Annotated in this window: 26 protein-coding genes and 1 riboswitch; of the genes, 15 read left to right on the top strand and 11 right to left on the bottom strand. The window is 66.5% G+C overall.

What is annotated here, in order from left to right:
• Window positions 1-69 precede the first annotated feature (69 nt).
• On the bottom strand, window positions 70-1,074 hold the full coding sequence (locus tag API01S_RS18580) for a Tim44 domain-containing protein (protein ID WP_050730564.1): 1,005 nt from the start codon (window positions 1,072-1,074) through the stop codon (window positions 70-72).
• Window positions 1,075-1,251: 177 nt separating this feature from the next.
• Window positions 1,252-2,028: a bifunctional demethylmenaquinone methyltransferase/2-methoxy-6-polyprenyl-1,4-benzoquinol methylase UbiE gene (ubiE, locus tag API01S_RS18575; protein ID WP_006217130.1), complete on the bottom strand. Its 777-nt coding sequence runs from the start codon at window positions 2,026-2,028 to the stop codon at window positions 1,252-1,254.
• Between the two features lie 163 nt (window positions 2,029-2,191).
• Here ubiE and phoB point away from each other — a divergent pair, with 163 nt between their 5' ends.
• The 8 genes from phoB (at window position 2,192) to serA (ending at window position 11,218) form a co-directional block, all read left to right on the top strand.
• Entirely contained in the window at window positions 2,192-2,890 is a 699-nt protein-coding gene (phoB, locus tag API01S_RS18570) for a phosphate regulon transcriptional regulator PhoB (RefSeq protein ID WP_006217129.1), read from the top strand.
• A 12-nt stretch (window positions 2,891-2,902) separates the two neighbouring features.
• Window positions 2,903-4,210, top strand: a complete 1,308-nt coding sequence (gene phoR / locus API01S_RS18565) for a phosphate regulon sensor histidine kinase PhoR (RefSeq protein WP_006217128.1) — start codon at window positions 2,903-2,905, stop codon at window positions 4,208-4,210.
• Between the two features lie 77 nt (window positions 4,211-4,287).
• Complete coding sequence (locus API01S_RS18560) at window positions 4,288-4,974, top strand: heavy metal response regulator transcription factor (protein WP_061305753.1); 687 nt, start codon at window positions 4,288-4,290, stop codon at window positions 4,972-4,974.
• 81 nt (window positions 4,975-5,055) lie between these two features.
• On the top strand, window positions 5,056-6,450 hold the full coding sequence (locus API01S_RS18555) for a heavy metal sensor histidine kinase (protein ID WP_061305751.1): 1,395 nt from the start codon (window positions 5,056-5,058) through the stop codon (window positions 6,448-6,450).
• Window positions 6,451-6,532: 82 nt separating this feature from the next.
• Window positions 6,533-8,443 (top strand): copper resistance system multicopper oxidase, encoded by a 1,911-nt coding sequence (locus API01S_RS18550; protein ID WP_061305749.1) that lies wholly within the window; start codon window positions 6,533-6,535, stop codon window positions 8,441-8,443.
• A gap of 3 nt (window positions 8,444-8,446) precedes the next feature.
• Window positions 8,447-9,433 (top strand): copper resistance protein B, encoded by a 987-nt coding sequence (locus tag API01S_RS18545; protein WP_061305747.1) that lies wholly within the window; start codon window positions 8,447-8,449, stop codon window positions 9,431-9,433.
• Window positions 9,434-9,467: 34 nt separating this feature from the next.
• A complete protein-coding gene (locus API01S_RS18540) occupies window positions 9,468-9,923 on the top strand; it encodes a DUF411 domain-containing protein (protein ID WP_084802456.1) in 456 nt (151 codons plus the stop codon).
• A gap of 98 nt (window positions 9,924-10,021) precedes the next feature.
• A complete protein-coding gene (serA, locus tag API01S_RS18535; RefSeq protein WP_006217122.1) occupies window positions 10,022-11,218 on the top strand; it encodes a phosphoglycerate dehydrogenase in 1,197 nt (398 codons plus the stop codon).
• A 42-nt stretch (window positions 11,219-11,260) separates the two neighbouring features.
• On the opposite strand, the gene API01S_RS18530 is transcribed toward serA, so the two are convergent.
• Window positions 11,261-12,124 carry a LysR substrate-binding domain-containing protein gene (locus API01S_RS18530; protein WP_061305862.1) on the bottom strand — a complete coding sequence of 288 codons (864 nt, stop codon included), beginning with the start codon at window positions 12,122-12,124 and terminating at the stop codon, window positions 11,261-11,263.
• A gap of 146 nt (window positions 12,125-12,270) precedes the next feature.
• Between API01S_RS18530 and API01S_RS18525 the strand changes: the two genes are divergently transcribed.
• Entirely contained in the window at window positions 12,271-12,702 is a 432-nt protein-coding gene (locus tag API01S_RS18525) for a VOC family protein (protein WP_006217120.1), read from the top strand.
• Window positions 12,703-12,846: 144 nt separating this feature from the next.
• On the opposite strand, the gene API01S_RS18520 is transcribed toward API01S_RS18525, so the two are convergent.
• Together API01S_RS18520 and API01S_RS18515 are read right to left on the bottom strand one after the other, a co-directional pair.
• The gene (locus API01S_RS18520) at window positions 12,847-13,545 is read right to left on the bottom strand and encodes a GntR family transcriptional regulator (protein WP_231689492.1); all 699 of its coding nucleotides are present in this window, start codon (window positions 13,543-13,545) and stop codon (window positions 12,847-12,849) included.
• 126 nt (window positions 13,546-13,671) lie between these two features.
• Complete coding sequence (locus API01S_RS18515; protein WP_006217118.1) at window positions 13,672-14,310, bottom strand: trimeric intracellular cation channel family protein; 639 nt, start codon at window positions 14,308-14,310, stop codon at window positions 13,672-13,674.
• 232 nt (window positions 14,311-14,542) lie between these two features.
• Here API01S_RS18515 and API01S_RS18510 point away from each other — a divergent pair, with 232 nt between their 5' ends.
• Window positions 14,543-15,412 carry a universal stress protein gene (locus API01S_RS18510; RefSeq protein WP_050730556.1) on the top strand — a complete coding sequence of 290 codons (870 nt, stop codon included), beginning with the start codon at window positions 14,543-14,545 and terminating at the stop codon, window positions 15,410-15,412.
• 69 nt (window positions 15,413-15,481) lie between these two features.
• Here the strand turns inward: API01S_RS18510 and API01S_RS18505 are convergent, their stop codons facing one another.
• The 3 genes from API01S_RS18505 to metX form a co-directional block, all read right to left on the bottom strand.
• Window positions 15,482-16,765: a muropeptide transporter gene (locus tag API01S_RS18505; RefSeq protein ID WP_082306143.1), complete on the bottom strand. Its 1,284-nt coding sequence runs from the start codon at window positions 16,763-16,765 to the stop codon at window positions 15,482-15,484.
• Between the two features lie 75 nt (window positions 16,766-16,840).
• The gene (gene metW, locus API01S_RS18500; protein WP_006217115.1) at window positions 16,841-17,455 is read right to left on the bottom strand and encodes a methionine biosynthesis protein MetW; all 615 of its coding nucleotides are present in this window, start codon (window positions 17,453-17,455) and stop codon (window positions 16,841-16,843) included.
• Window positions 17,452-18,723 (bottom strand): homoserine O-succinyltransferase MetX, encoded by a 1,272-nt coding sequence (gene metX, locus API01S_RS18495; protein ID WP_174544684.1) that lies wholly within the window; start codon window positions 18,721-18,723, stop codon window positions 17,452-17,454. Before metX ends, metW begins: the two co-directional genes overlap by 4 nt.
• A riboswitch (SAM riboswitch) is annotated at window positions 18,713-18,794 on the bottom strand. (Overlaps the previous gene by 11 nt.)
• A 150-nt stretch (window positions 18,795-18,944) precedes the next feature.
• On the opposite strand from metX, the gene API01S_RS18490 reads away from it, so the two are divergent.
• The gene (locus API01S_RS18490; RefSeq protein WP_061305744.1) at window positions 18,945-19,952 is read left to right on the top strand and encodes an Ldh family oxidoreductase; all 1,008 of its coding nucleotides are present in this window, start codon (window positions 18,945-18,947) and stop codon (window positions 19,950-19,952) included.
• 16 nt (window positions 19,953-19,968) lie between these two features.
• Here the strand turns inward: API01S_RS18490 and API01S_RS18485 are convergent, their stop codons facing one another.
• Window positions 19,969-20,865: an AEC family transporter gene (locus API01S_RS18485; protein ID WP_006217112.1), complete on the bottom strand. Its 897-nt coding sequence runs from the start codon at window positions 20,863-20,865 to the stop codon at window positions 19,969-19,971.
• A gap of 264 nt (window positions 20,866-21,129) precedes the next feature.
• On the opposite strand from API01S_RS18485, the gene API01S_RS29605 reads away from it, so the two are divergent.
• The gene (locus API01S_RS29605; protein ID WP_039883800.1) at window positions 21,130-21,348 is read left to right on the top strand and encodes a helix-turn-helix domain-containing protein; all 219 of its coding nucleotides are present in this window, start codon (window positions 21,130-21,132) and stop codon (window positions 21,346-21,348) included.
• On the opposite strand, the gene API01S_RS18475 is transcribed toward API01S_RS29605, so the two are convergent.
• Complete coding sequence (locus tag API01S_RS18475; protein WP_061305742.1) at window positions 21,338-21,931, bottom strand: hypothetical protein; 594 nt, start codon at window positions 21,929-21,931, stop codon at window positions 21,338-21,340. The two genes, API01S_RS29605 and API01S_RS18475, sit on opposite strands and share 11 nt — an antisense overlap.
• Before the next feature lie 43 nt (window positions 21,932-21,974).
• On the opposite strand from API01S_RS18475, the gene API01S_RS18470 reads away from it, so the two are divergent.
• The 3 genes from API01S_RS18470 to API01S_RS18460 all read left to right on the top strand — a co-directional run bounded on the left by API01S_RS18470 (window position 21,975) and on the right by API01S_RS18460 (window position 25,089).
• On the top strand, window positions 21,975-22,883 hold the full coding sequence (locus API01S_RS18470; protein ID WP_082306150.1) for an alpha/beta hydrolase: 909 nt from the start codon (window positions 21,975-21,977) through the stop codon (window positions 22,881-22,883).
• A gap of 32 nt (window positions 22,884-22,915) precedes the next feature.
• Window positions 22,916-24,487 (top strand): glutamate--cysteine ligase, encoded by a 1,572-nt coding sequence (gene gshA, locus API01S_RS18465; protein ID WP_006217108.1) that lies wholly within the window; start codon window positions 22,916-22,918, stop codon window positions 24,485-24,487.
• An 83-nt stretch (window positions 24,488-24,570) separates the two neighbouring features.
• On the top strand, window positions 24,571-25,089 hold the full coding sequence (locus API01S_RS18460) for a lipocalin family protein (RefSeq protein WP_006217107.1): 519 nt from the start codon (window positions 24,571-24,573) through the stop codon (window positions 25,087-25,089).
• 132 nt (window positions 25,090-25,221) lie between these two features.
• Here the strand turns inward: API01S_RS18460 and API01S_RS18455 are convergent, their stop codons facing one another.
• On the bottom strand, window positions 25,222-26,166 hold the full coding sequence (locus API01S_RS18455; RefSeq protein ID WP_050730554.1) for a M14 family metallopeptidase: 945 nt from the start codon (window positions 26,164-26,166) through the stop codon (window positions 25,222-25,224).
• Between the last annotated feature and the right edge of the window lie 22 nt (window positions 26,167-26,188).

Genomic DNA, 26,188 nt, shown 5'->3' with positions numbered 1-26,188 from the left:
GGCCGGTTCAAGCGGATGCCTGGCGGCATCCGGCAACGGAGGACAGGGTGAGCCCCGGTCAAACAGCGTTTAGCTGGCCAGATCCACGGGGATCTGTTGGATGCCGGCCAAGAGCCAGCCGCCATTGGCGGGCTTGAACAGGTTCCAGACTTCCTCGAAGCGGAAGGCTTCGGCGCCCGGGGACTCGCGCAGCATGCCGGAGAAGCGCACGCTGGCCAGGTGACCGTCGGACACGGTTTCGATGCCCAGCATCTCGGCGTTCAACAGGACCACTTCGGTCTTGTTGGGCGCTGCGCCGCGCTCGGCCAGTTGCGGCTTGAGCTCGGTGATGAGGTCATCGGTCAGGAAGTCGCGCAGGCCATCGGTGCTGCCGCTGTCCCAAACGGCCTGGATGCGGACGAACTGCTCCTTGGCCTGCTTCAGGAAGTTGGGCGTGTCGAAATCACCGGGCACGAACCAGTTGTTGTCTTCACCAGCCTTGGGCAGCACGGCTGGCGGCGCCACCGGCGCGGCAGCGGCAGCGGCGGCCGGGGCGGCGGCAGCCGTCGGCTTGAGCGCTTCACGCCACATCGGCTGCTGTTGCTGGCCCGGCGCGTTGTTGGCGCCGTTGAACGCGCCTTGCGTCGCCGTGCGCGGACCCGCGCCACGCAGGCGGCGGATGATGAACATGACGGCGAAGACGACAGCGGCGATCAGCAGAGCGGAGCCGAGGAATTCGGCGAACGCGCCCGACAGACCCATGCTGGACAACAAAGCGGCGATACCCAGGCCAGCGGCGATGCCGGCGATGGGGCCAAGCCAGCGCGAGGCGCCGCTCTTGGCGGCCGCGCCCGCTGCGCCTGCCGTGGCTGCGCCAGCGGCTGCCGGCGCGGCGGTGGCGCCGGCCGTATTGTTGGCGGCGGCCGGCGGCGTGGTGGCCTGGCGTTGCTGGGTCACATTGGAGGATTGACGGCCGACGCTGCTACCGCCGCCAGCACGACGGGCTTCGGCATCAAACGATGCCGTTACCAACGCCGCGCCGGAAACGGCGATGAGCGCCGCGGCGACAAACCGCGAAAGACAGAATTTGGTCATAGAGTTTGCTCCCTCGTACTCGCGCCCCCGCTGCCCCGAGCAGCAAGGAGTCCCACGGACAGCGGGACCTATTCGCGACTTTTCTTACAGTAATCTGAATGTCGTAAGAATAACGGACAAGATGCCGCCCCACAAGTTCCCCGTGGGGCTGCAATTCATCCGGTGGACACGCCGGGCTCAGGCCAGGCGCACGCCCTCGTGCAGGGCAGCGATGCCGGCGGTCAGGTTGAAGTACTGCACCCGTTCCAGCCCCGCGCTGCGCAGCATGTCGGCCAGGGTTTCCTGATCGGGATGCATGCGGATGGATTCGGCCAGATAACGGTAGCTGGCCTCGTCGTTGGCAACCTTCTTGCCCAGCCAGGGCAGCACATTGAAGGAATACCAGTCGTAAGCGGGGGCCAGCGGCTTGGCCACCCGAGAAAATTCCAGCACCAGCAGCTTGCCGCCCGGCTTGAGCACGCGCGCCATTTCGGCCAGCGCGCGGTCTTTATGGGTCATGTTGCGCAGGCCGAAGGCCACGCTGACGCGGTCGAAATAGCCCGTGGGAAACGGCAGGCGTTCGGCGTCGCACACGGCCGTGGGCAGCAGCAGGCCCGCGTCGGTCATGCGGTCACGGCCCACGCGCAGCATGGAATCGTTGATGTCGGTGAGCCAGACTTCGCCCGTGGGGCCGGCCCGCTTGGCGAACGCCTTGGCCAGGTCGCCCGTGCCGCCGGCGATATCCAGCACCTTCATGCCGGGGCGGATGGCGGCGCGGCCGATGGTGAAGGCTTTCCAGACGCGGTGCAGGCCGGCCGACATGAAATCGTTCATGACGTCATAGCGCTGCGCGACCGAATGGAAGACTTCGGCCACCTTGCGGGCTTTTTCGCCTTCCGGCACCGTTTGAAAGCCAAAGTGCGTGGATTGGGCGTTGCCGTCCGCGGAATGTTGCGATTCGGAGGGGTTTTGCATGGTGAATTCCCGATATATCGTGGCAATGGTAGCCTATCGGGCACGGGCCGGAGGGCGGGCGGCCGGTCCAGCCGGCCCCTCGCGGTCACATACCTGAAATATTGCGGCCATACTATCGCAATGTTCGCGCCGCGCCGGCGCTCAGAAGCGTGTCAAATTCGCCATGTCCAGCACCATCCTCGTCGTCGAAGACGAACCCGCAATCCAGGAACTGATCGCCGTCAACCTGTCCTTCGCGGGGCACAAGGTGCTGCGCGCCTTCGACGCCGACCAGGCCCAGACCCTCATTCGCGCCGAACTCCCTGATTTGATACTGCTTGACTGGATGCTGCCCGGCACATCCGGCCTTGCCATGGCGCGCAAGCTGCGCAACGACGAACGCACCCGCGCCGTCCCGGTCATCATGCTGACCGCCAAGGGTTCCGAGCAGGACAAGGTGGACGGCCTGGAAGCCGGCGCCGACGACTACATCACCAAGCCCTTCTCGCCCAAGGAGCTGATGGCCCGCATCAAGGCCGTGCTGCGCCGCCGCGCGCCGCAGTTGACCGACGACGTCATCGACGTGGGCGGCCTGAAGCTGGACCCGGTCACCCACCGCCTGTCCGGCAACAGCCAGTCGCTCCAGATCGGCCCCACCGAATTCCGCCTGCTGCACTTTTTCATGACGCATCCCGAACGCGTGTTCTCGCGCTCGCAACTGCTGGATCAGGTCTGGGGCGACCACGTGTTCGTCGAAGAACGCACCGTGGACGTCCACATCCGCCGGCTGCGCAAGGCGCTGGAACCCAGCGGCCATGACGCGCACGTGGAAACGGTGCGCGGCAGCGGTTACCGGTTTACGGCACAGCTCGCCACGCGGTAAAACTGCCGCACGATGATCTGGCTGCGTACTCTTTTCCTGGTCGCCCTGTGGGCGGTGATTGCATTATTGGCGCAATGGCTCATCGGAGATCCGGCGGGCTGGATCGTGCTTTGCACGGCATTGGCCGCCATGCTGTTATGGCGCAGTTGGCGCCTGACGCTGGTGTCCCACTGGGCCAATCACCCGGACACCTCGCCCCCCGCTTCCGTCGGGCCCTGGGACGACATCCTCGCCCCGCTCTACCGCTACACCCGTGCCCGCGCGCGGGAACTGACCGAAACCCGCGACACCATGCAAGGCATGCTGGCCGCCGCCCAGGCGCTGCCGGACGGCGCGGTCACGCTGAACGAAGACTTCCAGATCGACTGGTGCAACCGCATGGCGCGCCAGCATCTGGGCTTGCGCCTGCCCGCCGATCGCGGCCATAACCTGCTGAATCTGCTGCGCGCTCCCGAGTTCGTGGAATACGCGCATCGCTCGGCCTGGCCCGAACCGATCCTCGTGCGCCTGGGCCAGCAAGGCCAGGAACGGCTGATGATGATGCAGCTGACGGCCTATGCCAGCAATCAGCGCCTGCTCATCACCCGCGACGTCACGCAGATCGAACGCCTGGAGACGACGCGCCGCGATTTCGTCGCCAACGTCTCGCATGAACTGCGCACGCCGCTGACCGTGCTGGCGGGCTTTCTTGAGACGCTGCGCGACATGCCGGCCGACGCGCTGCCCGAAGAGCAGCGGGCGCAGTACATCGACATGATGCACGAGCAGGCCCAGCGCATGCAGGCCATCGTCGAAGACCTGTTGACGCTGTCTACGCTGGAATCGTCGCCCGGCAGCGACCCGCGCGCCATCAATATGAGCGCGCTGCTGCAAAAGGCGCGCCAGCAGATCGAGGCGCTGTCCGGTGGCCGCCACGTGCTGCAATGGCATATCGACGACACGCTGGACGTGCTGGGCGCCGAGACCGAACTGACCTCGGCGCTGTCCAACCTGCTGACCAACGCGGTGCGCTATACGCCGGATGGCGGCACGATCACCGTGCGCTGGGAACGCGAAGCCGATGGCGGCGCGCGCTACAGCGTGCAAGACACCGGCATCGGCATCCCCGCGCGTCACCTGCCCCGCCTGACCGAACGCTTCTACCGCGTGGACCGGGGCCGCTCGCGCGCCGTGGGCGGCACCGGGTTGGGGCTGGCGATCACCAAGCACATCGCCATGCGCCACGACGCCGAACTGCTGATCACCAGCGAACCGGGCAAGGGCAGCGTGTTCGCGCTGCGCTTCCCGCCCGAACGCATCGCGGTCGACGAAGCCGCCTAGCCGTCCGCATCGCCGTGGCCGCCGCCACGAGACTCCCCCCGCGCCGCGCTGGCGGTGCGGGTGGTAAATTTCCGGCCATGCGCATCCTGGTCATCGAAGACGAACCCAAGCTGGCCGACTACCTGAAGAAGGGTCTGTCGGAACAGAGCCATGTCGTGGACCTGGCGCGCGATGGCGTGGACGGTCTGCACCTGGCGCTGGAAGGCGCGCATGACCTGATCGTGCTGGACGTGATGCTGCCCGGCGTGGATGGCTTCGGCATCCTTGCCGCCGTGCGCGCACGCAAGAACACCCCCATCCTGATGCTGACCGCGCGCGACGCGGTGGAAGACCGGGTGCGCGGCCTGGAAGGCGGCGCCGACGACTACCTGGTCAAACCCTTTGCCTTTTCGGAATTGCTGGCCCGCGTGCAGGCGCTGCTGCGCCGAGGCCGCGCGCAAGAGCCCACGCTGCTGCGGCTGGCCGACCTGGAACTGGATCTGGCCAGCCGGCGCGCCCAGCGCGGCGGCCGACGGCTGGATCTGACCGCCAAGGAATTCAACCTGCTGGCGCTGCTGCTGCGGCGCCAGGGGCAGGTGCTGTCGCGCACCACGCTGGCCGAGCAGGTGTGGGACATGAATTTCGACAGCGACACCAACGTCATCGACGTGGCGGTGCGCCGCCTGCGCAGCAAGCTGGACGATCCCTACGACACCAAGCTGCTGCACACGGTGCGCGGCATGGGGTACGTGCTGGAGTCTCGCGGTCAGGCGCAGCCGGCATGACGGCGGCTGCATGAAGCCGACGGAGGCAAAGCCCAATATGCGCACGGCACCCGTCGCACACCTCGCAACCCCGAGCCGCCCATGAAGCCACCCCGCATTCGCTCGATGCAGGCGCGGCTGACCTTGCTGCTGGGCGCCATCGCGCTGCTGGTTTCCAGCCTGGCCGGTGCGACCTTGTTCTGGGCGCTCAAGCGCGAAGTCGAGCGCCAGGAAATCACCGAGGTCAGCGGCAAGCTGGAACTGATCGACCACCTGATCGACATGCAGAACAGCGCCAGCGGCCTGCACGATCTGGCAGCCACTTTCGACGAAATGCGCGCGGGCCAGGGCCAGTTGGGCATCTGGATCGTGGACGCGCAGGGGCACGCCGTCTACGGAGGCCAGCCGCCCGAAACCCTGGAGAGCGTGGACGGCAGGCAGGTGGTGCTGCAAACCGCCGACGGCGGCCGCATGCGTGGCCTGCGCGTCGCCATGAATGACCGCATCCTGCCCGGCGCGCAGTTGACGGTGGCCGTCAGCACGCGCACCAGTTCGCAATTCCTGTACGCCTACGGCACGGCGCTGGTGCTGATCTGCGCGCTGTGGGTCGGCGCGACCGTGGTGCTGGCCGCTTGGGCCGTGCGCCGCAGCATGGCCCCGACGCGGCGGCTGTCAGAACAGGCGGCGCGCATCCAGCCCGACAACCTGGCGCTACGCCTGCCGCTGGCCGACACCGACCGCGAACTGCATGAACTGGTGCGCTCGTTCAACCGCACGCTGGAGCGGCTGCAAGCGGCCTATCAGCAGATGGAAGGCTTCAACGCCGACGTGGCGCACGAGCTGCGCACGCCGCTGGCCACGCTGATCAACGGCACCCAGGTCATGCTGTCCTCGCCGCGCGAAGCCGCCGAACTGCGCGACGCGCTGGAATCGAATCTGGAAGAACTGGAAGACCTGAAAACGCTGGTCAACGACATGCTGTTCCTGGCGCGCGCCGACCGGGGCGAACGGGCGGCCGACCTGGCGCCGGTTTCGCTGGCCGCCGAGGCGCGCCGCGTGGCGGACTATTACGAGGCCATGCTGGAGGCGCAAGGCGTACATCTGCGCTGTGAGGGCGACGCTACCGTTGCCGCCAACCCCGGGCTGGTGCGCCGGGCGCTGGCCAACCTGATCGCCAACGCCATCAAGGCCACCCCGGCCGGCCACGACATCGTGCTGACCTGCTCCCCCACGGCGGACGGGGCGCGGGTGCAGGTGAGCAACCCCGGCACGCCGATTCCCGCGGCCGACCTGCCCCGCATCTTCGACCGCTTCTTCCGGTCGGGCCATAGCCGCGCGCCCCGCAGCGAAGGGCACGGGCTGGGCCTGGCCATCGTGCGCGCCATCGCCCGCATGCATGGCGGGGACGTGGATGCGGCATCCGACGAGCACGGCACGGTGGTGGGCATCACGCTGCGCGGCGCCGGCGCGCGAGCCCCGAACATTACAAAAACGTAATCTAGGCGACAGGATCGGGTCACCGCCGCTTTCCTAAAGTGTCATCACGGCCACTCCCTCAAGGATTCTCGTGAAAGACGCTATGCCGCGTGGCGGACCCGCCCCGCATTCCGCCAGCCCGCGCGCGGCTCTGTCCCGCCGCCGTTTCGTGCAAGGCCTGGCCGGCGGCGGCGCGTTGGCGTCGCTGGGCGGCTGGCGCGCCGCGCTGGCCGCGCCGGCGCCCGTCACCGAGCTGCGTGGCACCGAATTTCATCTGGAAATTGGCGAAACGCCCGTCAACTTCACCGGCGCCGCGCGCATCGCCACCACCGTCAACGGCCAGTTGCCCGCGCCGCTATTGCGCTGGCGCGAAGGCGACACGGTCACGCTGCATGTCAGCAATCGGCTGCGCGAGCAGACCTCGATCCATTGGCACGGCATCTTGCTGCCGTCCGAGATGGACGGCGTGCCGGGCTTGAGCTTCGCCGGCATCGACCCCGGCCAGACCTTCACGTATCGCTTCGCCGTGCGGCAAAGCGGCACGTATTGGTATCACAGCCATTCGGGTTTCCAGGAACAGACCGGCCTGTATGGCGCCATCGTCATCGAGCCGCGCCAGCCCGATCCCATTGCTGTTGACCGCGACTACACGGTGCTGCTGTCCGACTGGACGGACGAAGACCCGATGCGGGTCTTCAACAAGCTCAAGGTGATGCCCGACTACTACAACGGCATCCAGCCCAGCGTGCAGCGACTGAACGCCGATGCGAGAGAGCGCGGCTGGAGCGCCGCGCTGTCGGAGCGCCTGATGTGGGAACAGATGCGCATGAATCCGTCCGACCTGGCGGACGTTTCCGGCGCCACCTACACCTTCCTGACCAACGGCGCGACGCCCGCCGGCAACTGGACCGGCCTCTTCAAGCCGGGCGAACGCGTGCGGCTGCGCTTCATCAACGGCTCGGCGATGACGTACTTCGATGTGCGCATCCCCGGCCTGAAGATGACGGTGGTGGCGGCCGACGGGCAGAACGTGCGCCCCGTCGCCGTCGAGGAATTCCGCATTGGCGTGGCCGAAACCTATGACGTGATCGTCGAACCGACCGACGCGCGCGCCTACACCATCTTCTCGCAGGCCATGGACCGATCCGGCTATGCGCGCGCTACGCTCGCGCCGCGCGCCGGCATGCAGGCCGAGGTGCCGGCGATGGACCGCGTGCAACTGCTGGGCATGATGGATATGGGCATGTCGCATGGCGCGGGGATGTCGCACGGCGCGGACGCGTCGCACGGTGCGGGCGATGCTCAGGGCGCCGATGCTACGCATGACTCCGGCATGTCGCCGGACATGGATATGTCGCACGACATGAGCGCAACCGACACTGGCGGGATGGATCACGGTACGGCAGCGGGCACGAGCCATGGCGACGCGCATGGAGCCGCGCACGGCGCTGCGACAACCGACGCCCCTGACGCCGCGCAAGGCGGCATGGTGCAGGTCAATCATCCCTATGCAGCCGAACGCGGCGTGGGCAATTCCATGTTGCCGGACAGGGTGTCCACGCGCCTGGACGACCCCGGCGTGGGCCTGCGCGACAACGGCCGCCGCGTACTGACCTACGCCGACCTGCATTCCGTCCACCCTCCCGAAGACAACCGCGCTCCCTCGCGCGAGATCGAACTGCACCTGACCGGCAACATGGAACGCTATATGTGGTCGTTCAACGGGGTGAAGTTCTCGGACGCCAAGCCCATCGTGCTGCGCTATGGCGAACGCGTGCGCTTCGTGCTGGTGAACGACACGATGATGACGCACCCCATTCACCTGCATGGCTTGTGGAGCGATCTGGAGTCGCCCGATGGCGCCTTCCAGGTGCGCAAGCACACCATCACGCTGAACCCCGCGCAGCGCCTGAGCTACCGCGTCAGCGCCGACGCGCGCGGGCTCTGGGCTTACCACTGCCACCTGCTGTATCACATGGAGGCCGGCATGTTCAGAGCGGTCGTGGTGGAGTAAACGATGAAGGCCAATTTTCGACTGCTGCGCCTTTGCGCGCTGACCATGATGCTGGCCGCCGCGGGTGCCCACGCCCAATCCGTTGGCGCGGATCATGGCACGATGGATCATTCCAGCATGGATCATTCCGGCATGGGCCACGGCGCGGCGCAGGCGCCCGCGCCCGCCGTAACGGCCCCTGCGAACAGGGATGACGCGCACATGGATCATGCCGGCGCACCCCCGACAAGCAAGGCGCTGCCCGGCCATTCCCCCAGCGCCCCCCCCGACTCACCCCCTGTCGGCAGCCTGCCTTCCAGCGACGGCGCGGCCGAGCGCGGCTACGACAGCTATGGCATCCACCCGCACATGATGGACAACGCGCCCGCCTGGCAGGTGCTGTTCGACAAGTTTGGCGTGTCGCGCAACCGCGATGGGCAGAACGCGCTGCAATGGGATGGCCGCTACTGGTACGGCACGGCAACGGACCGCCTGCTGCTCAAGAGTGAAGGCGAACGCGAGAGCGGCGGCGGTTCGCAGGGCAAGGTCGAGGCCTTCTGGAGCCATGCCGTGTCGCCTTTCTGGGACTTGCAACTGGGTGCTCGCCGCGACATCGGCACGGGTCCGAAACGCAACTGGGCGGCCATCGGCATCGAAGGCGTGCTGCCCTACAACGTCGAATTGGAAACCACTGCCTACGTGGGCGCGTCGGGCCGCACGGCGCTGGCGCTCAAGGCCGAGTACGACCTCTTGCTGACGCAGCGGCTGATCTTCACGCCCGAGCTGGAAGCCAGCCTCTATGGCAAGTCCGACCCCGCACGCGGCGTAGGGTCCGGGCTGTCCAGCGGCTCGCTTTCGCTACGGCTGCGCTACGAAGTCACGCGCGAATTCGCACCGTATATCGGCGTATCCTTTGACCGGAAGTTCGGCCAGACCGCCCGCTACGCATCGGACGCGGGAGACAGCCGCTCGCAGACCGCGCTGATCGCCGGCGTGCGATTCTGGTTTTGACTGCCGCACAATCCTCTTTCCCCATCGGAGCATCATGAACGTATCCCGCCTGACCCGCCTGGTTCTCGTCGCCGCGCTCTGCGCCCCGGCCTACGCCGTCGCCCAAGGCCCCGTCAAGGTCGAGGTCTGGAAGACGCCCACCTGCGGCTGTTGCGAGGACTGGGTCCAGCACATGCACGACAACGGATTCACCGTCACCACGCACGACGTGCAGGACACTGGCCCGATCCGCCGCAATGCCGGCATGGCCGATTACGGTTCGTGCCACACCGCGATGGTCGAAGGCTACGCGGTCGAAGGCCACGTGCCGGCGCGCGACGTGCGCCGCCTGCTGCTGGAAAAGCCCGATGCGGCCGGCTTGGCCGCGCCCGGCATGCCGCTGGGATCCCCGGGCATGGACGGCCCCGAATACGGCGGACGCAAAACCCCGCACGACGTGCTGCTGGTGAACAAGCAAGGTGGCGCGCGCGTGTTCGAAGCCTATCGCTGAAACAATTCATCCACACCGACTCAATGGCTACTCCTTGCACTGCAGCAAAAATGCGCCACAATAAATAAAACGCACTCTCACACCACCCCCTGGCAGTCATGGCAAAAATCGTCCTGTTCGAGAACATCCATCCGAGCGCCCGCGCGGTCTTCGAAGCCGCCGGCTACACCGATATCGTCACGCACGCCGCCGCATTGCCGGCGTCGCAGCTGCACGACGCCCTGCGCGGCGCGCACGTGGCGGGGATCCGTTCTCGCACCCACCTGGACGCCGCCCTGCTGTCCAGCCCCGACCTGCGCGTGGTGGGATGCTTCTGCATCGGCACCAACCAGGTCGATCTGGACGCGGCCATGCAGCGCGGCATTCCGGTGTTCAACGCGCCCTTTTCCAATACGCGTTCGGTCGCCGAGCTGGTGCTGGGCGAAGCCATCCTGCTGCTGCGCCGCATTCCTGAAAAGAACGCTCGCGTGCATCTGGGCCATTGGGACAAGAGCGCGGCCGGCGCCTTTGAAACGCGCGGCAAGACGCTCGGCATCGTGGGCTACGGCAACATCGGCTCGCAGATCAGCACGCTGGCCGAAGGCCTGGGCATGCGCGTCGTCTATCACGACGTCGAAGCCAAGCTGCCGCTGGGCAATGCCCGCCCCGCCAGCACGCTGAACGAGCTGCTGGAGCAGGCCGACGTCGTCACCCTGCACGTGCCGGGCGGCAAGTCGACCGAGAACATCATGAACGCGGAGACCATCGCGCGCATGCGTCGCGGCTCCATCCTGATCAACGCGTCGCGCGGCGCGGTGGTCGACATCGACGCGCTGCACGCGGCGCTCAAGTCGGGCCATCTGGCCGGCGCGGCGCTGGATGTGTTCCCCACCGAACCCAAGAGCGCCGACGAACCGCTGGCCAGCCCGCTGATCGGCATGCCCAACGTCATCCTGACGCCGCACATCGGCGGCAGCACGCAGGAATCGCAAGAGAACATCGGCCGCGAAGTGGCCGAAAAGCTGGTGCGTTTCCTGCAAGCCGGCACCACCAAGGGCGCGGTCAACTTCCCCGAACTGCCCTATCTGGAACCGGCCGGCGCGACGCGCATCCTGCATGTGCACCGCAACGCGCCGGGCGCGCTGGGTACGCTGGACAACCTGATGGCGCAGCACGGCCTGAACATCGTCAGCCAGACGCTGCAAACCAAGGGCCAGATCGGCTATGTGATCACTGACGTGGAAGGCCAGGTGGATGACATCGTCATGTCCACGCTGCGCAGCCACCCGATCACCGTTCGCTGCGACCGCCTGTAAGCAGTACGACGCGCGGCGGCGGCAACCGCCGCCGCGCGCTCTTCAAGACTGCGCCGCCGCCACCAGGCATTCAGTCATTTTTTCGCGCACGCTGCCGCCATCGAAGGGCAGGCGGCCGATGATGCCGATATCCCGATGAAACGCGTGCTCGCCCAGCTGCACCAGCCGCAAGCCGGTCAGGTCCAGCCCGCGCAACTGCGGCAGCAACGCCACGCCCAGGCCCCTGCGCACCATGTAGGCGATCGCGTCTATCTCGTCCAGCTCGATGGCCTCGTGCACGTTGATGCGCTGCTTTTTCAGGAAGATATCCACCACACGGCCGCCGAATGATGCCCGGTCGTAGCGGATGAAGGGCTGCGTCGCCAGCACGTCCCGCCACGGAGCCAGCGGCATCGCTTGCGGCATGGCCAGCACCACGGGTTCGCTCAACAGGCGCTGCCAGCCCAGTTCCGGCGGCAAGGCGAACGGCGGGCGGATCAGCACCGCCATATCGACTTCACCCGCGTCCACCTGCCCCAGCAGCGACAGCGAAACCCCGGGCACGATCCGCACCCGCACGTCGGGATACACCGCGCGAAACCGGCCCAGCGCGTCCACCAACAGATCGTGCTGCACGGATGCAATCGCGCCGATGCGCAGCGATCCGCTGACCTGCCCCGCCCCCGCCGTGGTGACCAGGCGTTCGGCCATGGCCACCAGTTCCTCGGCCTGCGGCAGCATTTCACGGCCATGCGCGTTCAGCACCGCCGCGCGCGCGCTGCGATCGAACAGCGCCACCCCCAGATATTCCTCCAGGCGCTTGATCTGCGCGCTGACCGCCGACTGCGTCAGCCCCAGATGCGCGCCCGCACCGGTGAAGGTGCCATCCCGCGCGACGGCGATGAAGGTCTTGAATTCTTTGATCACGATCAATTTTTTTGAGGCTAAGACACAAAAAATATCGTTTTTCAATCAAAAAAACAATACCTAAACTATGCGCTGGTGCTTACGGTTCCGCATGGCTGCGAGAACCCGCAAGCCGACCTCTCTTATTCTGAATGACCGGAGTTTTCATGACTGCCCAAACCAACCTGCCGCCGTTCCACCTGGCCTTCCCGGTCCGTGACCTGGCCGAAGCCCGCGCCTTCTACGGCGAAAAGCTGGGCTGTCCGGAGGGCCGCAGCTCGGCCGAATGGATCGATTTCAACTTCTACGGCCACCAGATCGTGGCGCACCTGGCCCCCAGCGAATGCGGCCACAAGGCCACCAGCGCCGTCGACTCGCACAACGTGCCGGTCCGCCATTTCGGCGCGGTGCTGTCGATGGAGCAATGGGAAGCCATGTCCAAGCGCCTGACCGACGCGGGCACGGAATTCGTCATCGAGCCGTACATCCGCTTCAAGGGTGAAGTGGGCGAGCAAGCCACGATGTTCTTCCTGGATCCGTCGGGCAACGCCCTGGAATTCAAGGCGTTCAAGAACATGGATTCGCTCTTCGCGAAGTAAGCCCCGAGCACTGCCAGATGGCGCCGCCGGCACGGCCGCCATCCTGGCGGTGCCGCGCGCGCCGGCAGGGTCGGACACGACGCAGTCTTCTTGTCAGATGCGGCGCCCGCCCCCGCGCTTCAAGCCAGATAGACGCCTGGCGTGTCAGGCGCGATAGCGCGGCGCGGCGTCCTGCGCGGCCTGCTGGGCGGCGTCGTGATGCGCCTCGATGATGCTGGGCAGCACCTCGTGCACGTAAGTACGTGCCAATTGCGCGGCGCGCGTCACATCGCGGTCGGCCAATGCCAGCGCGATACCGTGGGTGTACGACTGGATCACGTGGGTTTCCATCGACCGCTTGGCCAACAGGAAACGCAGCGGTTCCACTTGTTCGTAGAGCTTGCTCAACATGCTGGTCAACGGCGTGTTGCCCGTGTAGCGGGCGCAGGCCAGATAGAACTCGCGCGCGGCGGCGATACAGGCGCGCGCGTCGCGCTTGGCCATCGACGCGGCGATCGCATCGTCGTAGCTGCGCAGTTCGGCGATCAGCGGCGCCAGGTCGTCCATCTCGGCCAGTTGCCGCAGGCAGTACGCCTCAAGTTCGGCGCGCAGCATGTACAGATGGCGGATCTGGGCTTCGGTGTAGAGCGTGGCCCGAAAACCCTTGCGCTGGATATGCGTGACCAGGCCGCTCAGTTCCAGCAGCCGCAGCGCTTCCCGGATGGGGCTGCGGCTGGTGCCGAAACGTTGCTCCAGCTCTTGCTCACGCAAGGGCTGTCCGGGGCGGATAGTGCCGTCCACTATCAAGTCACGAATCTGTTCCTGCAGGAAATACGGAATCGTGGCGGGCGCTTTAACGTCCAATCGGCTCCCCTTGAACTGCACGAGGCATGTTATGAGAGCCCGAAAGATACTAGAAATTTATTGAAACACAAATAAGAAAATTGTTGCAGAGCGCCGTCGCATCGTAGGAACCGTCCTGCGAAATGGTCAATCCCAATCGTCGCGATAAACGAACTTGGGCATCTGCCAGTTGAAGCGCAGCGCCAGCAGGCGCAGCGCCAGGCCCACCGCCAAGGCCAGCGGCACGGCGGCATTGGCCGACAAGCCCAGCGACTGCCCGCCCAGATACAGCGCGCCAGTCACCACCGACACGCTGGCGTACAGCTCCTTGCGAAACAGCAGCGGCACCTCGTTGCACAGCACGTCACGCAGCACCCCGCCCGCGCAACCGGTGATCATGCCGCTGATCAGCACCACCGTGATCGGCAGTTGCATCATCTGCGCCACCTGGCAGCCGATCACGGTGAACGCCACCAGCCCCAGCGCGTCCGCCAGCAGGAACAGGCTGCGCAGACGTCGCATGATCGGGGCGATCAGCGCCGTCAGGATGGCCGCGCCGCCGGTCATCCAGAGATATTCAGGGTGGATCACCCAGGTCAGCGGGTAATGCCCCAGCAGCACGTCGCGCAGCGAACCCCCTCCCAGCGCGGTCACGCAGGCGATGATGCACACCCCCATCCAGTCCATATCGCGCCGGCCGGCCGACAGCGCCGCGGTCATGGCCTCGGCCACGATCGCGACCAGATACAGCGTGTGCAGCAACAGGGGGGAAATGTCAGAGAGCATGGGACGAAGATTCAAGGAAAGCGGTGACCGGGCCCGCCCATTGTATTGAGCTGACGCGGCGCAAGCCGGCATTGCCACCCCATGCCCGTTCCCTTACGCTGGTCCGTGCGTTGATATCCATCAATCCCCACTGCGCGCCGCAGCGGGACAATGGGGCATGCCCCACGAGGGCGGTACCTGCCAGGCTGGCGGACGCGGGAGTCTCCACTCTGGCCATAACGGGAGATAACGTATGACACTGCAAACTGGACCCATCCTGCTTGCCACGGACCTGAGCGCGCGGGGAGATCGCGCGCTGGACCGCGCCCTGCAACTGACCAAAGAGCTGGGAACGCAGCTGATCGTGCTGCACGTCATGGAAAACCATGCCACCACCGCGCGCCTGACCACGCCGGTCTGGCGCCGCCTGTCCACCGACCACAAGGCATTGGCCGAACGCGAGCTGGCGGAAGACCTGTCCGCGGCCGACGTGCCTACCGAAGTGGTGGTGGTGTCGGGCGATCCGCTGACGCGCATCATGGAGACCGCCGACAGCTACGGCTGCTCGCTGATCGTCACGGGCATCGCGCGCGACGAAACGCTGGGCCGGCTGCTGCTGGGCACCACTGTCGAAAAGCTGGTTCGCCAGGCGCGCCAGCCGGTGCTGGTGGTCAAGAACCGCCCGCGCAGGCCGTACCGCGACGTGCTGGTCGCCACCGACTTTTCCGCCGGGGCGCGTCATGCGCTGCGCGCGGCGCTGCAACTGGTGCCCAATGCCGACCTGACCCTGTTCCACGCCTACGACGTGCCATTCCAGAGCAAGCACACGCCCGAGGACGCCGTCTCCCGCCGCTTCCACCAGGAAGCCGAGCAAAGCGCGCGGGAATTCATTACCGGCACGCCCGAACTGGCCGGCTTGCCGCAACCCAAGGTGGTGCTTGAAGCAGGCCAGCCCGAGACGGTCTTGTCGGAATACTCCTTCATTCACCGCTCCGATCTGGTCGTGACCGGCACGCACGGGCGCACCGGCATCTTGCGCACCGCCATCGGCAGCGTGGCCGAACGCCTGCTTGAGTCCCTGCCCAGCGACGTGCTGATTGTCCGGGTGCACGACGAAGACTAAGCGGCAGGGGCCGTTGCCCCAAAAGAAAAGGCGGCGCTGTGCGCCGCCTTTTTCATGGTCCGCAGGCCGTCAGGCCTGATCGCCCTGCTTTTCCATGGTGTCGATGGTGCCACGCAGGATCTTCAACAGCACCAGACCCGGCAACGCGATCACCACGGTCACCAGGAAGAACCCCGGCCAGCCCAGGTAAGCCACCAGCGGTGGGGTCAGAGGGCCGGCGAGATAGGTACGGCCCACAGCCGACAGCGCCGACAGCAGCGCGAACTGCGTCGCCGAGAAACGCCGGCGGCACAGCGCCATCAGCAGCCCCACGAAGGACGCCGTGCCCAGCCCGCCGCACAGGTTTTCAATGCCGACGCCGGTCGCCATCAGCCACAGGTTCCTGGGGCTGATCGCGATCAGCCAATACGCCAGGTTCGACACCGCCTGCAACAGGCCGAAGGCCATCAGCGAGCGGTACAGGCCCCAGCGCGCCATCAGCGATCCGCCCGCCAGCGCGCCCACGATGGTGGCGGCCAGGCCCAACACCTTGTTCACGGTGCCGACTTCGGTGGGCGTGAAGCCCGCGCCGCGAATCAGGAAAGTGGTGGACAGCGCGCCCGCGAACGCGTCGCCCAGCTTGTACAGCACGATCAGCAGCAGGATGGCCAGCGCGCCACGGCGCGTGAAGAATTCGTGCAGGGGCTCGCCGATTGCCTCGCCCAGCGTGCGCGGCGGACGGGCGACATGTTCGGGCTCCGGCGCCATCAGCGTGGCCACCGCACACAGCAGCATCAGGCCGCCCATGACGACATAGGTATAGCCCCAGCCGATCCACTGGTCGGCCATGATCAGCGCCAATCCACCGGAGGCGATCATGGCCAGCCGGTAGCCCATCACCTTCACGGCCGCGCCCGCGCCGCGTTCCTCCTTGCGCAACACGTCCGTGCAATACGCGTCGAACGCGATGTCCTGTGTGGCGGACAGAAAGGCGACGAATACCGCCAGCAGCGCCAGCGGCATCAAGGCGGTGGACGGCGACAGCGCGCCCATCAACATGATGGTGATGGCCAGCAACAGCTGCGTCACCAGCATCCAGCCGCGCCGCCGGCCCAAGAGCGGCGGCACGTAGCGGTCAACCAGCGGAGCCCAAATGAATTTCAGGGTGTAGGCGGTGCCCACCAGCGTCAGGAAGCCGATTTCCTGGAGCGGCACGCCTTCGACGGTCGCCCAGGCCTGCAAGGTTCCACCGGTCAGCGCCAAGGGCAGTCCGCTGGCAAAGCCCAGGACCAGCAAAGGGGCCACGCGGGGACTGGTATAGACGTTGGATACAGCGGTGATGACGGTCTCCTGATACGCGCCAGCGCGGCGCAACAGGCGGTGCGCCCCGGGCTTGCGGCATTTTAGGGCCTGTTGCGGCGCGCCGTCAGGAGGATCGGTGTCGGAATGTCAGGGTGTGGCGAAACGGTACACCGCCAGCGTGCTGCGCCAGCTGGGAAACAGTTTGACCTCGCGGTCTACGTTGAACGTGGCGCGTTCGAGGATGCGCAGATTGAGCTCGCCGGCCAGCTGCTCGAAGTCGCGCAGCGTGCACAGGTGGATGTTCGGCGTGTTGTACCACTGGTAAGGCATCTGGCCCGTCACCGGCATGCGCCCGCGCAGGATGGCCCAGCCGTGCGGCCAGTAGCCGAAGTTGGGAAACGACACGATGCCGTGGCGGGCCACGCGCGCCATTTCACGCAGGATGTGCTCGGTACGGTGCATGGATTGCAGCGTCTGCGACAGCACCACCGTATCGAACTGCTTGTCATCGAACAGCGCCAGGCCGTCTTCCAGGTTTTGCTGAATGACTTCGACCCCGCGACGCACGCAAGCGATCACGCAGGTGTCATCCAGTTCGACGCCCGCGCCGCGCACCTGGCGGTGGTCGCGCAGGTGCGCCAGCAGCGCGCCGTCGCCGCAGCCCAGGTCCAGCACGCGGCTGCCGGGTTCGATCCAGCCGGCAATGCGCGCCAGGTCGGGACGCAGCGCGGCGTGGGCATAGCGGGGGGTGACAGGAGTCATGCGGAGCGTCCTTCGGTCTGCGCGCCAGCGGTCAGGCCCAGCTCGCGCGCGATGCGTTCGTAGTAGCCACGGACCACCGCGTGATAGCGCGCGTCTTCCAGCAGGAAAGCGTCGTGCCCATGCGGCGCGTCGATTTCAGCGTAGGTCACGGGGCTGGCGTTCTTGAGCAGCGCGCGCACGATTTCGCGCGAGCGCTCGGGCGGAAAGCGCCAATCGGTCGAGAACGACACCAGCAGGAAATCGGCTTTGGCCGGCGCCAGCGCGCGCGCCAGGTCGCCGCCCGTGGTGCGTGCGGGATCAAAATAATCCAGCGCGCGCGTAATCAGCAGATAGGTGTTGGCGTCGAAGTAGCGGGTGAATTTCTCGCCCTGATAGCGCAGGTACGACTCCACTTCGAACTCGACGTCGTAGCCGTAGTGGTACGCGCCGTTCTCGGCCGGCGCGCGTTGGGCGCGGCCAAATTTTTCGGCCATGTCGTCATCGGACAGGTACGTGATGTGGCCGATCATGCGCGCCACCGACAGGCCCCGGCGCGGCACCGTGTCTTGCGCGTAGTAATCGCCGCCGTGGAAATCCGGGTCGGTGATGATGGCGCGGCGGGCCACTTCGTTAAAGCCGATGTTCTGCGCCGACAGGCGTGGCGTGCTGGCGATCACCACGCAGTTGGCCACGCGGTCGGGCAAGGTGATCGCCCAGCTGAGGGCCTGCATGCCGCCCAGCGATCCACCCATCACAGCGGCGAAACGCTCGATGCCGAAGTGATCGGCCACGCGTGCCTGCGCACGCACCCAGTCTTCGACCGTCAACACGGGAAACGCCGCGCCCCAAGGTTTGCCGGTGGCCGGGTTGATGCTGGCCGGGCCCGTCGAACCAAAGCAGGAGCCCAGGTTGTTGACGCCGATCACGAAGAAGATATTGGTGTCCACCGGCTTGCCGGGGCCGACCATGTTGTCCCACCAGCCCACGTCGGTGGGGTTGTCGGCCGCCTGCCCGGCAACGTGGTGCGAGGCATTCAAGGCGTGGCAGATCAGGACCGCGTTGGTGCGCTGCGCATTGAGCGTGCCGTAGGTTTCCACGGCAAGTTCATAGGCGGCCAGCGACTGGCCACTGAGCAAAGGCAGCGGCTCATCGAAGCGGATGAAGGTAGGTGCGACCAAGCCGACGGAACCGGGATCAGCGGCGTCGGAAGTCGTGACGGTGGCGGGTACAAACCCGCTGGCCGAGTCTGCGGCCAGATCACCGGCCAAATGTTGGGCAGGAGTGGTCATACGGACCTCTTTAGCTGGATTTATTGGAAGGCGCCCGCAAGCGGATCAGGCAAATCGGCGCCGAAATATGGGTGCTGCATGGTTGCAGCGAAAAGAATTCTAGCACTGCTTGGCGATGCTGCACCGGCCCCGGCGTGGTGGGACAATGCGGAACATCTGCGGCGCCCCCCCGCCTCGCTTGCACGTATGAGCGGGCGCGCACCCCTCCTCACGGGAAGGATATGGCTCACATCTATCTGGACGAACTGCAACATCTGGCCGCCGCCGCGCTTGCCGCCGCGGGAGCCAATCCCGCCATGGCCGACAGCACGGCGCGCGCGCTGGTTTTCGCGGAAAGCCAGGGCATCAGCTCGCATGGCTTGTCGCGCGTGCCGTTCTATGCGGGGCACCTGCGCGCCGGACGCGCGCTGGGTTCGGCGGTGCCGCGCCTGGTGCATGAGCGCGGCGGCGCGGCCTTGATCGACGCCGGCTCCGGCCTGGCGTTTCCGGCCTGCGCAATGGCGGTCGAGCAGGCCGCGCTGCGCGCCCGCGAACACGGTATCGCCTTCGTGGGCGTGGCCAACAGCCATCATTTCGGAGAAGCCGCCTACCACCTGGAAGCCTTGGCCGACGCCGGGCTGGTGGCGCTGACCCTGAGCAATTCGCCCGCGGCCATGCCCGCCTGGGGCGGCAAGCGGCCGCTGTTCGGCACCAACCCGATTGCTGCCGTCTTTCCCCGCCGCAACGGCGCGCGCCTGGTCATCGACCTGTCGTTGTCGCAAGTGGCGCGCGGCAAGCTGATGATCGCCGCGCGCGACAACCAGCCCATTCCGCTGGGCTGGGCGCTGGACGCCAATGGCGATCCCACCACCGACCCGAAGGCCGGCCTGGCCGGCAGCATGTTGCCCGCAGGCGGGGTCAAGGGCGCGATGCTTGCGCTGATCGTCGAATTGCTGGCCTGCGCGCTCACGGGCGCGCACTTCGGGTTTGAAACCGAGTCGTTCTTTGTGGATGCCGGCGGGCCCGCCCGGCTGGGCCAGGCCTTCATGGCCATCGACCCCGGCGCGCTGGCCGGCAACAACACCTATCTGGAACGCGTCGAAACGCTGGTGGACGCCATGCTGCAAGACGATGGCGTGCGCCTGCCGGGCGAGCGCCGCCGCAAGCTGCGCGACGAAGCCATCAAGCACGGCGTGGACATTCCGGACACGCTGATGGCGCAATTGCGGGACATGGCCGGCGCGGCCTGAGCGCCCGCCCCTGCTGCTACGCGCCGTGGGTGAACCACAGCATCAACGGCGCCAGCAGCAGGAACACCACCGTGGACACCAGCACCGCGCCCGCCGCCGTATCGCCCAGGGTCGTGTACCGCTTGGCATACATATAGCTGACCACGGCGCATGGCATGGCCATCTGCAAGGTCAGCGCGCCGGCCAGCACCGGTTCCAGATCCAGCGCCCAGACCACCGCCAGCCCGGCCGCCAGGCCCACCACCAGCCGGATCGCCGCCACCTTGGCGCCATCACGCAAGCCCGTTGACGGGATCAGCGCCAAAGCGTGGCCCAGGCTCAACAGCATCAGCGGCACGGTGACCGCGCCCAGCATGCGCGCGGTTTCGATCACCCATGCCGGCACCGGCACATGCAGCAACCGCAACGCCACCGCCACGACCGACGCCAGCAAGATGGGACTTTTCCAGCTGCCCTTGGTGTTCACGCCGGGCAGCAGCCGCACGGCGATGGTGTGCATGACGAAGGAATTGACCGCGAAGAACGCCACCGCCACCGACAGGCCAGCGTCGCCGAACGCCAGTTGGGAAATGGGCAGGCCGAGGTTGCCGGCGTTGGGCAGGCTGGCCGTGGGCAGCAGCGTACGCACCGGCAGCTTCCAGACCTTGAGCAGCAGCGCGCCGACCAGCGCGCACAGCAGCAGGGCCAAGAGCGTCGCGACGGCCACGTCGGCCAGCGCGCGGTCATCCAGGTGGGTCGTGACGAAGGTATGGAACACCAGCGCCGGCGTGGTCACCGACGTTACCAGCGTCGTGATGAACGCGCCGCCAAAGGGGACATCGCGCTTGCCCCACAGCACCCCGATGCCCACGCAGCACAACAAGGGCAGCATCAGCACGATGGCTGACAGGTAGAACTGGGCGATGGCCAACATACAACTATTCCGTGAAAGATAAGTAGATCAATGCGCGAAAGCATCAATGCTTGCCGGGCGGCGGCAAGGGCCGCAGCATGCAAGCAACGTCAATTACAGGGCGTACTGCCCCCGGCCATCATGACCGCCAACCTTCGCTTCGCCGCATTCCAAAGATCTTCCGCATTCCAACGCCTGTGCGGCTTCCCTCCCGACCTGACGCAGCGCGGCGGGCCGATGTCGTCATTGGGGCCGCCAACGTCGCCGAAGCAATCGCTGGCGGCGCTGCCCGCCCGCAAGGCGCTGTCCGACCGCCAGGCGGCGTGCCTGTATTGGTCGGCCGCGGGCAAGACCAGTTGGGAAACCAGCCGCATCCTGGGTGTCAGCGAAAGCACCGTGAACTTCCATCTGCGCAATGCCTGCGCCAAGCTGGGCGTGCGAGGGCGGCGCGCAGCCGTGGTGTCGGCGCTGCGCCTGGGCCTGCTGGATGGCATCATCGCGTGACGCTGCTGGCCGCGCCCGCATTGGCGGGCGCACTGCCCGGTTTGCCGGGGTTGACCACCACCGATCTCAGGAATTCTCGCGCGCGTTCAGCGGGCAGGCTTTCTTGCGTGCCTGCTGCAACCGCCTCGATCAGCATGGTGTCGGTAACCCAGACCTTGGCCTGTAGCCAACCCGGTTTGCCCATGGCCTTGCCGTGCACCTCGATGTCCTGCCCGTAGGCCGGCCATTGGGTGGGCGGCGGCGCCTGCATATTGACGTACAGCGATTGCATCAGCGCCATGCCCAAGGCCTGCCGGGCGGCCGGGTCGGCCGCGATGTCCGGCGGCAGCGGCGCGGAGCCCACCGCGAACACGGCCTCGCCCACCGTGGCGCTCGACAGGGTAAAACGCAAGGTGTGGGTATCCAGGCGCAGGTCGCGGGTTTCGGTTGACACCCGATCGGGGAATGCCGCCCACACATGGCCATCGGCCACGTCCACTTCCCGCCAGTTGTAACGGGGCGAGCACGCGGCAAGCACCAAGGCCAACCCCACGAACAGGCCGGCTTTCTTGAACATGAAACGAAACAGCGATGAAATCGTCATTACCGTAGACCCGACGGCCCATTCATTTCGAGGAATGCTGAAATTGTCGCCGATTTCCATCACCCCCGCGCCCGACGGCACGCCGCTGGCCAACTATCTGTGGCCCGCCGCGCCTGACGTGCCCCCGCCCATCACCGGGGCGGGCACGCCCAGCATCTATCTCATGCACGGCCTGAGCGAGCATGCCGGCCGCTACGATCGGCTGGCGCGCTGGCTGGCCGCCCGAGGCTGGACCGTGGGCGCTCACGACCATCGCGGCCATGGACGCTCTGGCGGCCCGCCCGCCACGCTGGCCCATCAGGACGATCTGATCATAGACGCCACCCAGCGCCTGCGCGACTGGACCCAGGCCCAGGGCCGCCCGCCCATCGTGCTGGCCCATAGCCTGGGCGCCCTGGTGGCCGTGCGGATTGCGCTGCGCCGTCTGGCCGAGCTGGATGCCCTGGTGCTCAGTTCGCCCCCTTTCGTCGTCAACGTGCCTATTTGGGTGCGACGCACGCTGACCTGGATGTCGCTGCACGCGCCCGACCTGCGCGTGCCGCACGGGCTGGCGCCCGCCCGCATCTCGCACGACCGGGCCGTCGTGAAAGCCTATCGGTCCGACCCGCTGGTGCGCCGGCGCATGACCGGCCGGCTGGCCCGCTTTGTCGACGAAGGCGGCCGGGATTCGCTGCGCGAGGCGGGTCAACTGGCATGCCGCACCCTGCTGATGGTGGCGGGCGATGATTCCATCGTTGCCGCCGAAGGCAGCCGCCAGTTCGCCCAGCGGGCCCCCGCCGAATTGCTGACGCTGCGCTGGTACGACACGGCCTGGCACGAGATTTTCAATGAAACGGCCCCAATTTCGGATCCGGTTTATGCTGACCTGGACGAATGGCTGGCGCGCACGGCCCAGGCATTGTCCCTGCCCCCAGTACTGGCTCCCTCGGCACAGGAGGCCGGCACCCCGTAAAATCCCGCGACAGACCCAAACGAGAAGAATCCGTGACTGATACCGCCGCCAATCGCCTCTCCCGCCTAGAGGCCAATCGCTCGCTGCTGACCCAGACGTTGCGAGGCATCGAAAAAGAAGGCCTGCGCGTGGACGAGCAGGGCATTTTGTCGCGCACGCCCCACCCCGCCGGCTTGGGTTCGGCGCTGACGAACGAACACGTCACTACCGACTATTCCGAATCGCTGCTGGAACTGATTACCGGCACGCACACGGATGTCGATGCGCTTCTGGCCGAACTGACCAACACCCATCGTCATGTGTACAGCGTGCTGGATCACGAGCTGATCTGGAACCAGTCCATGCCGGCGACGTTGCCCGCCGAGGCCGACATCCCTATCGCGTGGTACGGCACATCCAACACCGGCATGCTCAAGCACGTGTACCGTCGCGGCCTTGCCGAGCGGTATGGCAAGACGATGCAATGCATCGCGGGCGTGCACTACAACTTCTCGCTGTCCGAAGATCTGTGGGCCGTGCTGGACACGCAAGCCGGTTCGGCGCAAGACCGCCGTTCGCGCGGCTATATCGGATTGATCCGAAACTTCACGCGCTATTCCTGGCTGCTGATGTACCTGTTCGGCGCGGCGCCCGCGCTGTCCAGCGACTTCCTGCGCGGCCATGACCACCCGCTGGAGCGGCTGGGCGATCACACGCTGTATCTGCCCTATGCCACCAGCCTGCGCATGAGCGACCTGGGCTACCAGAACAAGGCGCAGTCGCAACTCAAGCTTTGCTACAACGACCTGGACACGTTCCTGGGCCGCCTGTACGACGCCGTGACGCAAACCTGGCCCGACTACGAAAAGATCGGCACGCATCGCAACGGCGAATGGATCCAGCTGAACACCAACGTTCTGCAGATCGAAAACGAATACTACTCAAGCATCCGCCCCAAGCGCGCCACCGGCCGCTGCGAACGCCCCATCACCGCGCTCGCGGAACGTGGTGTGCAATATGTGGAAGTGCGCTGCCTGGACATCGACCCCGAATCGCCCGTGGGCATCGACGCCAGCACCAGCCGCTTCGTCGACGCGTTCCTGCTGTTCTGCACCGCTTCCGACAGCCCGTTCTTCCCCGCCAACGGCTACTGTCAACGCAGCGCCGACAACTTCTCCACGGTGGTCAAGCAAGGCCGCAAGCCGGGCCTCATGCTGGACCGCGAAGGCCAGCCCGTGGCGCTGACGCAGTGGGGCCACGAGCTGCTGGACCAGATCGCACCTTACGCCGCGCTGTTCGATTCCGCCATGGGTGGCACCGCCTACGCCGATGCGCTGGCTGCGCAGCGCGTCAAGCTGGATCAACCGGACGCCACGCCGTCGGCGCGCCTGTTGCAGTCGCTGATGCAAAGCGGCTTGTCGTTTCACGACTACTCGCTGGCGCAAAGCCGCAAGCATGCGGACACCTTGCGCGCAGAGGCATTGCCCGCGGATCTGGCCGCAGCCTACGAGCAGGCCGCGCAGCAGTCCACGCAGGAGCAACAACGCATCGAACAGTCGGACACGGTGGACTTCGCGACCTACGTGGCCCGCTACCACGAGGCCCTGAAGGCCCCGCCCAAATAAGGCGTATCGTTAGGGTTTGCGTTCGCGGCGCCTGCCTGTCCGGCAAGCGCCGCAGCTTGGTCAGTCACTCTGGAGGTTTTTCAATGCGCCGCACCGCAACATTCCTGATGGCCCTGGCTGCCAGCATGGGCATCGCCCATGCCGCGCCGCCGCCCATGCAGACCGTGGATTCGGTGGACCTGAAACGCTACGCCGGCATGTGGTACGAAATCGCCAATTTCCCCATGTTCTTCCAGCGCAACTGCGTGGGCGACACCACCGCCGAATACACCGCGCATCCCGACGGCACCGTCGGCGTGAACAATCGCTGCCGCACCAAGGATGGCGACATCGATTCCGCCTCGGGCACGGCCACGGTCGTCGAAGGAAGCAACAACGCCAAGCTCGAAGTCACGTTCTTCAAGCCGTTCAAGGGCGATTACTGGGTGATCGGGCTGGACCCGGAATACCGCTGGGCGGTCGTGGGCACGCCGGATCGCAAGTACCTCTGGATCCTGTCGCGCTCGCCGCAATTGCCGAAGGAAGAATTGGACAAGGCCCTGGCTGCTGCCAAGGCCCAGGGTTACGAGCTGGATGAACTGCGCTACACGCCGCAGAAGTAATGCGGCGGCAGCGATGCGGCAGAAGTCCTGCGGCATCGTTGCCGCGAAAGCCACTCCGCAGCAATCACTTCGCAGCGGTCACTTTGCAGCAATCCTGCGGCGTAATTCACACCGCAGAACTGATGCCTCAGATCAGCCCGCGTAGTCGCGGGCCAGTCGCACCACCGTCACGCCCGGCTTGAGCTGGCGCAGCGACGGCATGATCAAGGTGCAGTTGTCATAGGGCGTCACGATCGGCTGGCCGTCTGCCCAGCCGATCACCGACCCGGCCTTCTCCAGCGTCTCCAGCCCCGTCCACGGTTGCGCGAACGTCACGTCCATCGACGGCGCCACCACGGCGTCGGTCACTTCCAGCACGCGCTGGGCGGCCGGATCGGGCAAGCGCCAGCCGGCCAGCACATCGGCCGCATCCACCACGCCAGACGCGACCAGCATGCGCGCCACCATGTCGCGAGCCACATCGCGCGAAGACAGATCGCCATGGAAGCCGCATTCGATCAGCAGCGCGCACGCGTCCTCACGGGCGGCGTCACCGAACTGGGCGTAGTCGCGCATCCGGACACCGTCCTTGTGGCCAGCATCCACGATCACGTGTTGCGGGGCCTTCAGGCGGCGCGCCAAGTCGATGTTGCGCGGCAGTACGCCCGTGAGCAGCAAGGGCGCGCCCGGCTCATGCATGGAATGCAGGTCCAGCAGCCAGTCCGCGCGCTGCACCCAGGGGCGCAACGCCGCGCCGCGCTGACGGTCGGGCGTGTTGGCGTTGTCCAGGCGCTCGGCGCTCCAGACGCGGTTCATGTCTTCGGCCACGAAGCGCGAGGCGTCGTGATTGGCGAGGTCGAAGCGGTCGAACGCATCCAGGTTGCAAAAGGCCAGCGTCAGGCTGCCACGGCGCGGCTTCACGCCGGCCGCCAGCAGGTCCTTGAGCGCCCAGGCGCCGCACAGCTCGTTGCCGTGCACCAGCGCGCTCACCATGAGCGCCCGTCCCGGTACGCCCGAATCAAAATGCCAGACGCCGGGAGTGTCGGTATTGCCCGCACGCTCGGCGGCCAGGTCGGGAACGGGTAGCTGAAATTGCATGGTGAGGTCCGTTGTCTTGCGG

Origin of the sequence: Achromobacter piechaudii NBRC 102461 (assembly GCF_001571245.1) — a bacterium.
GTDB classification, from domain to species: domain Bacteria; phylum Pseudomonadota; class Gammaproteobacteria; order Burkholderiales; family Burkholderiaceae_B; genus Achromobacter; species Achromobacter piechaudii.
The sequence above is the reverse complement of the archived record's forward strand: the minus strand, read 5'-3'. Positions and strand labels throughout refer to the sequence as shown.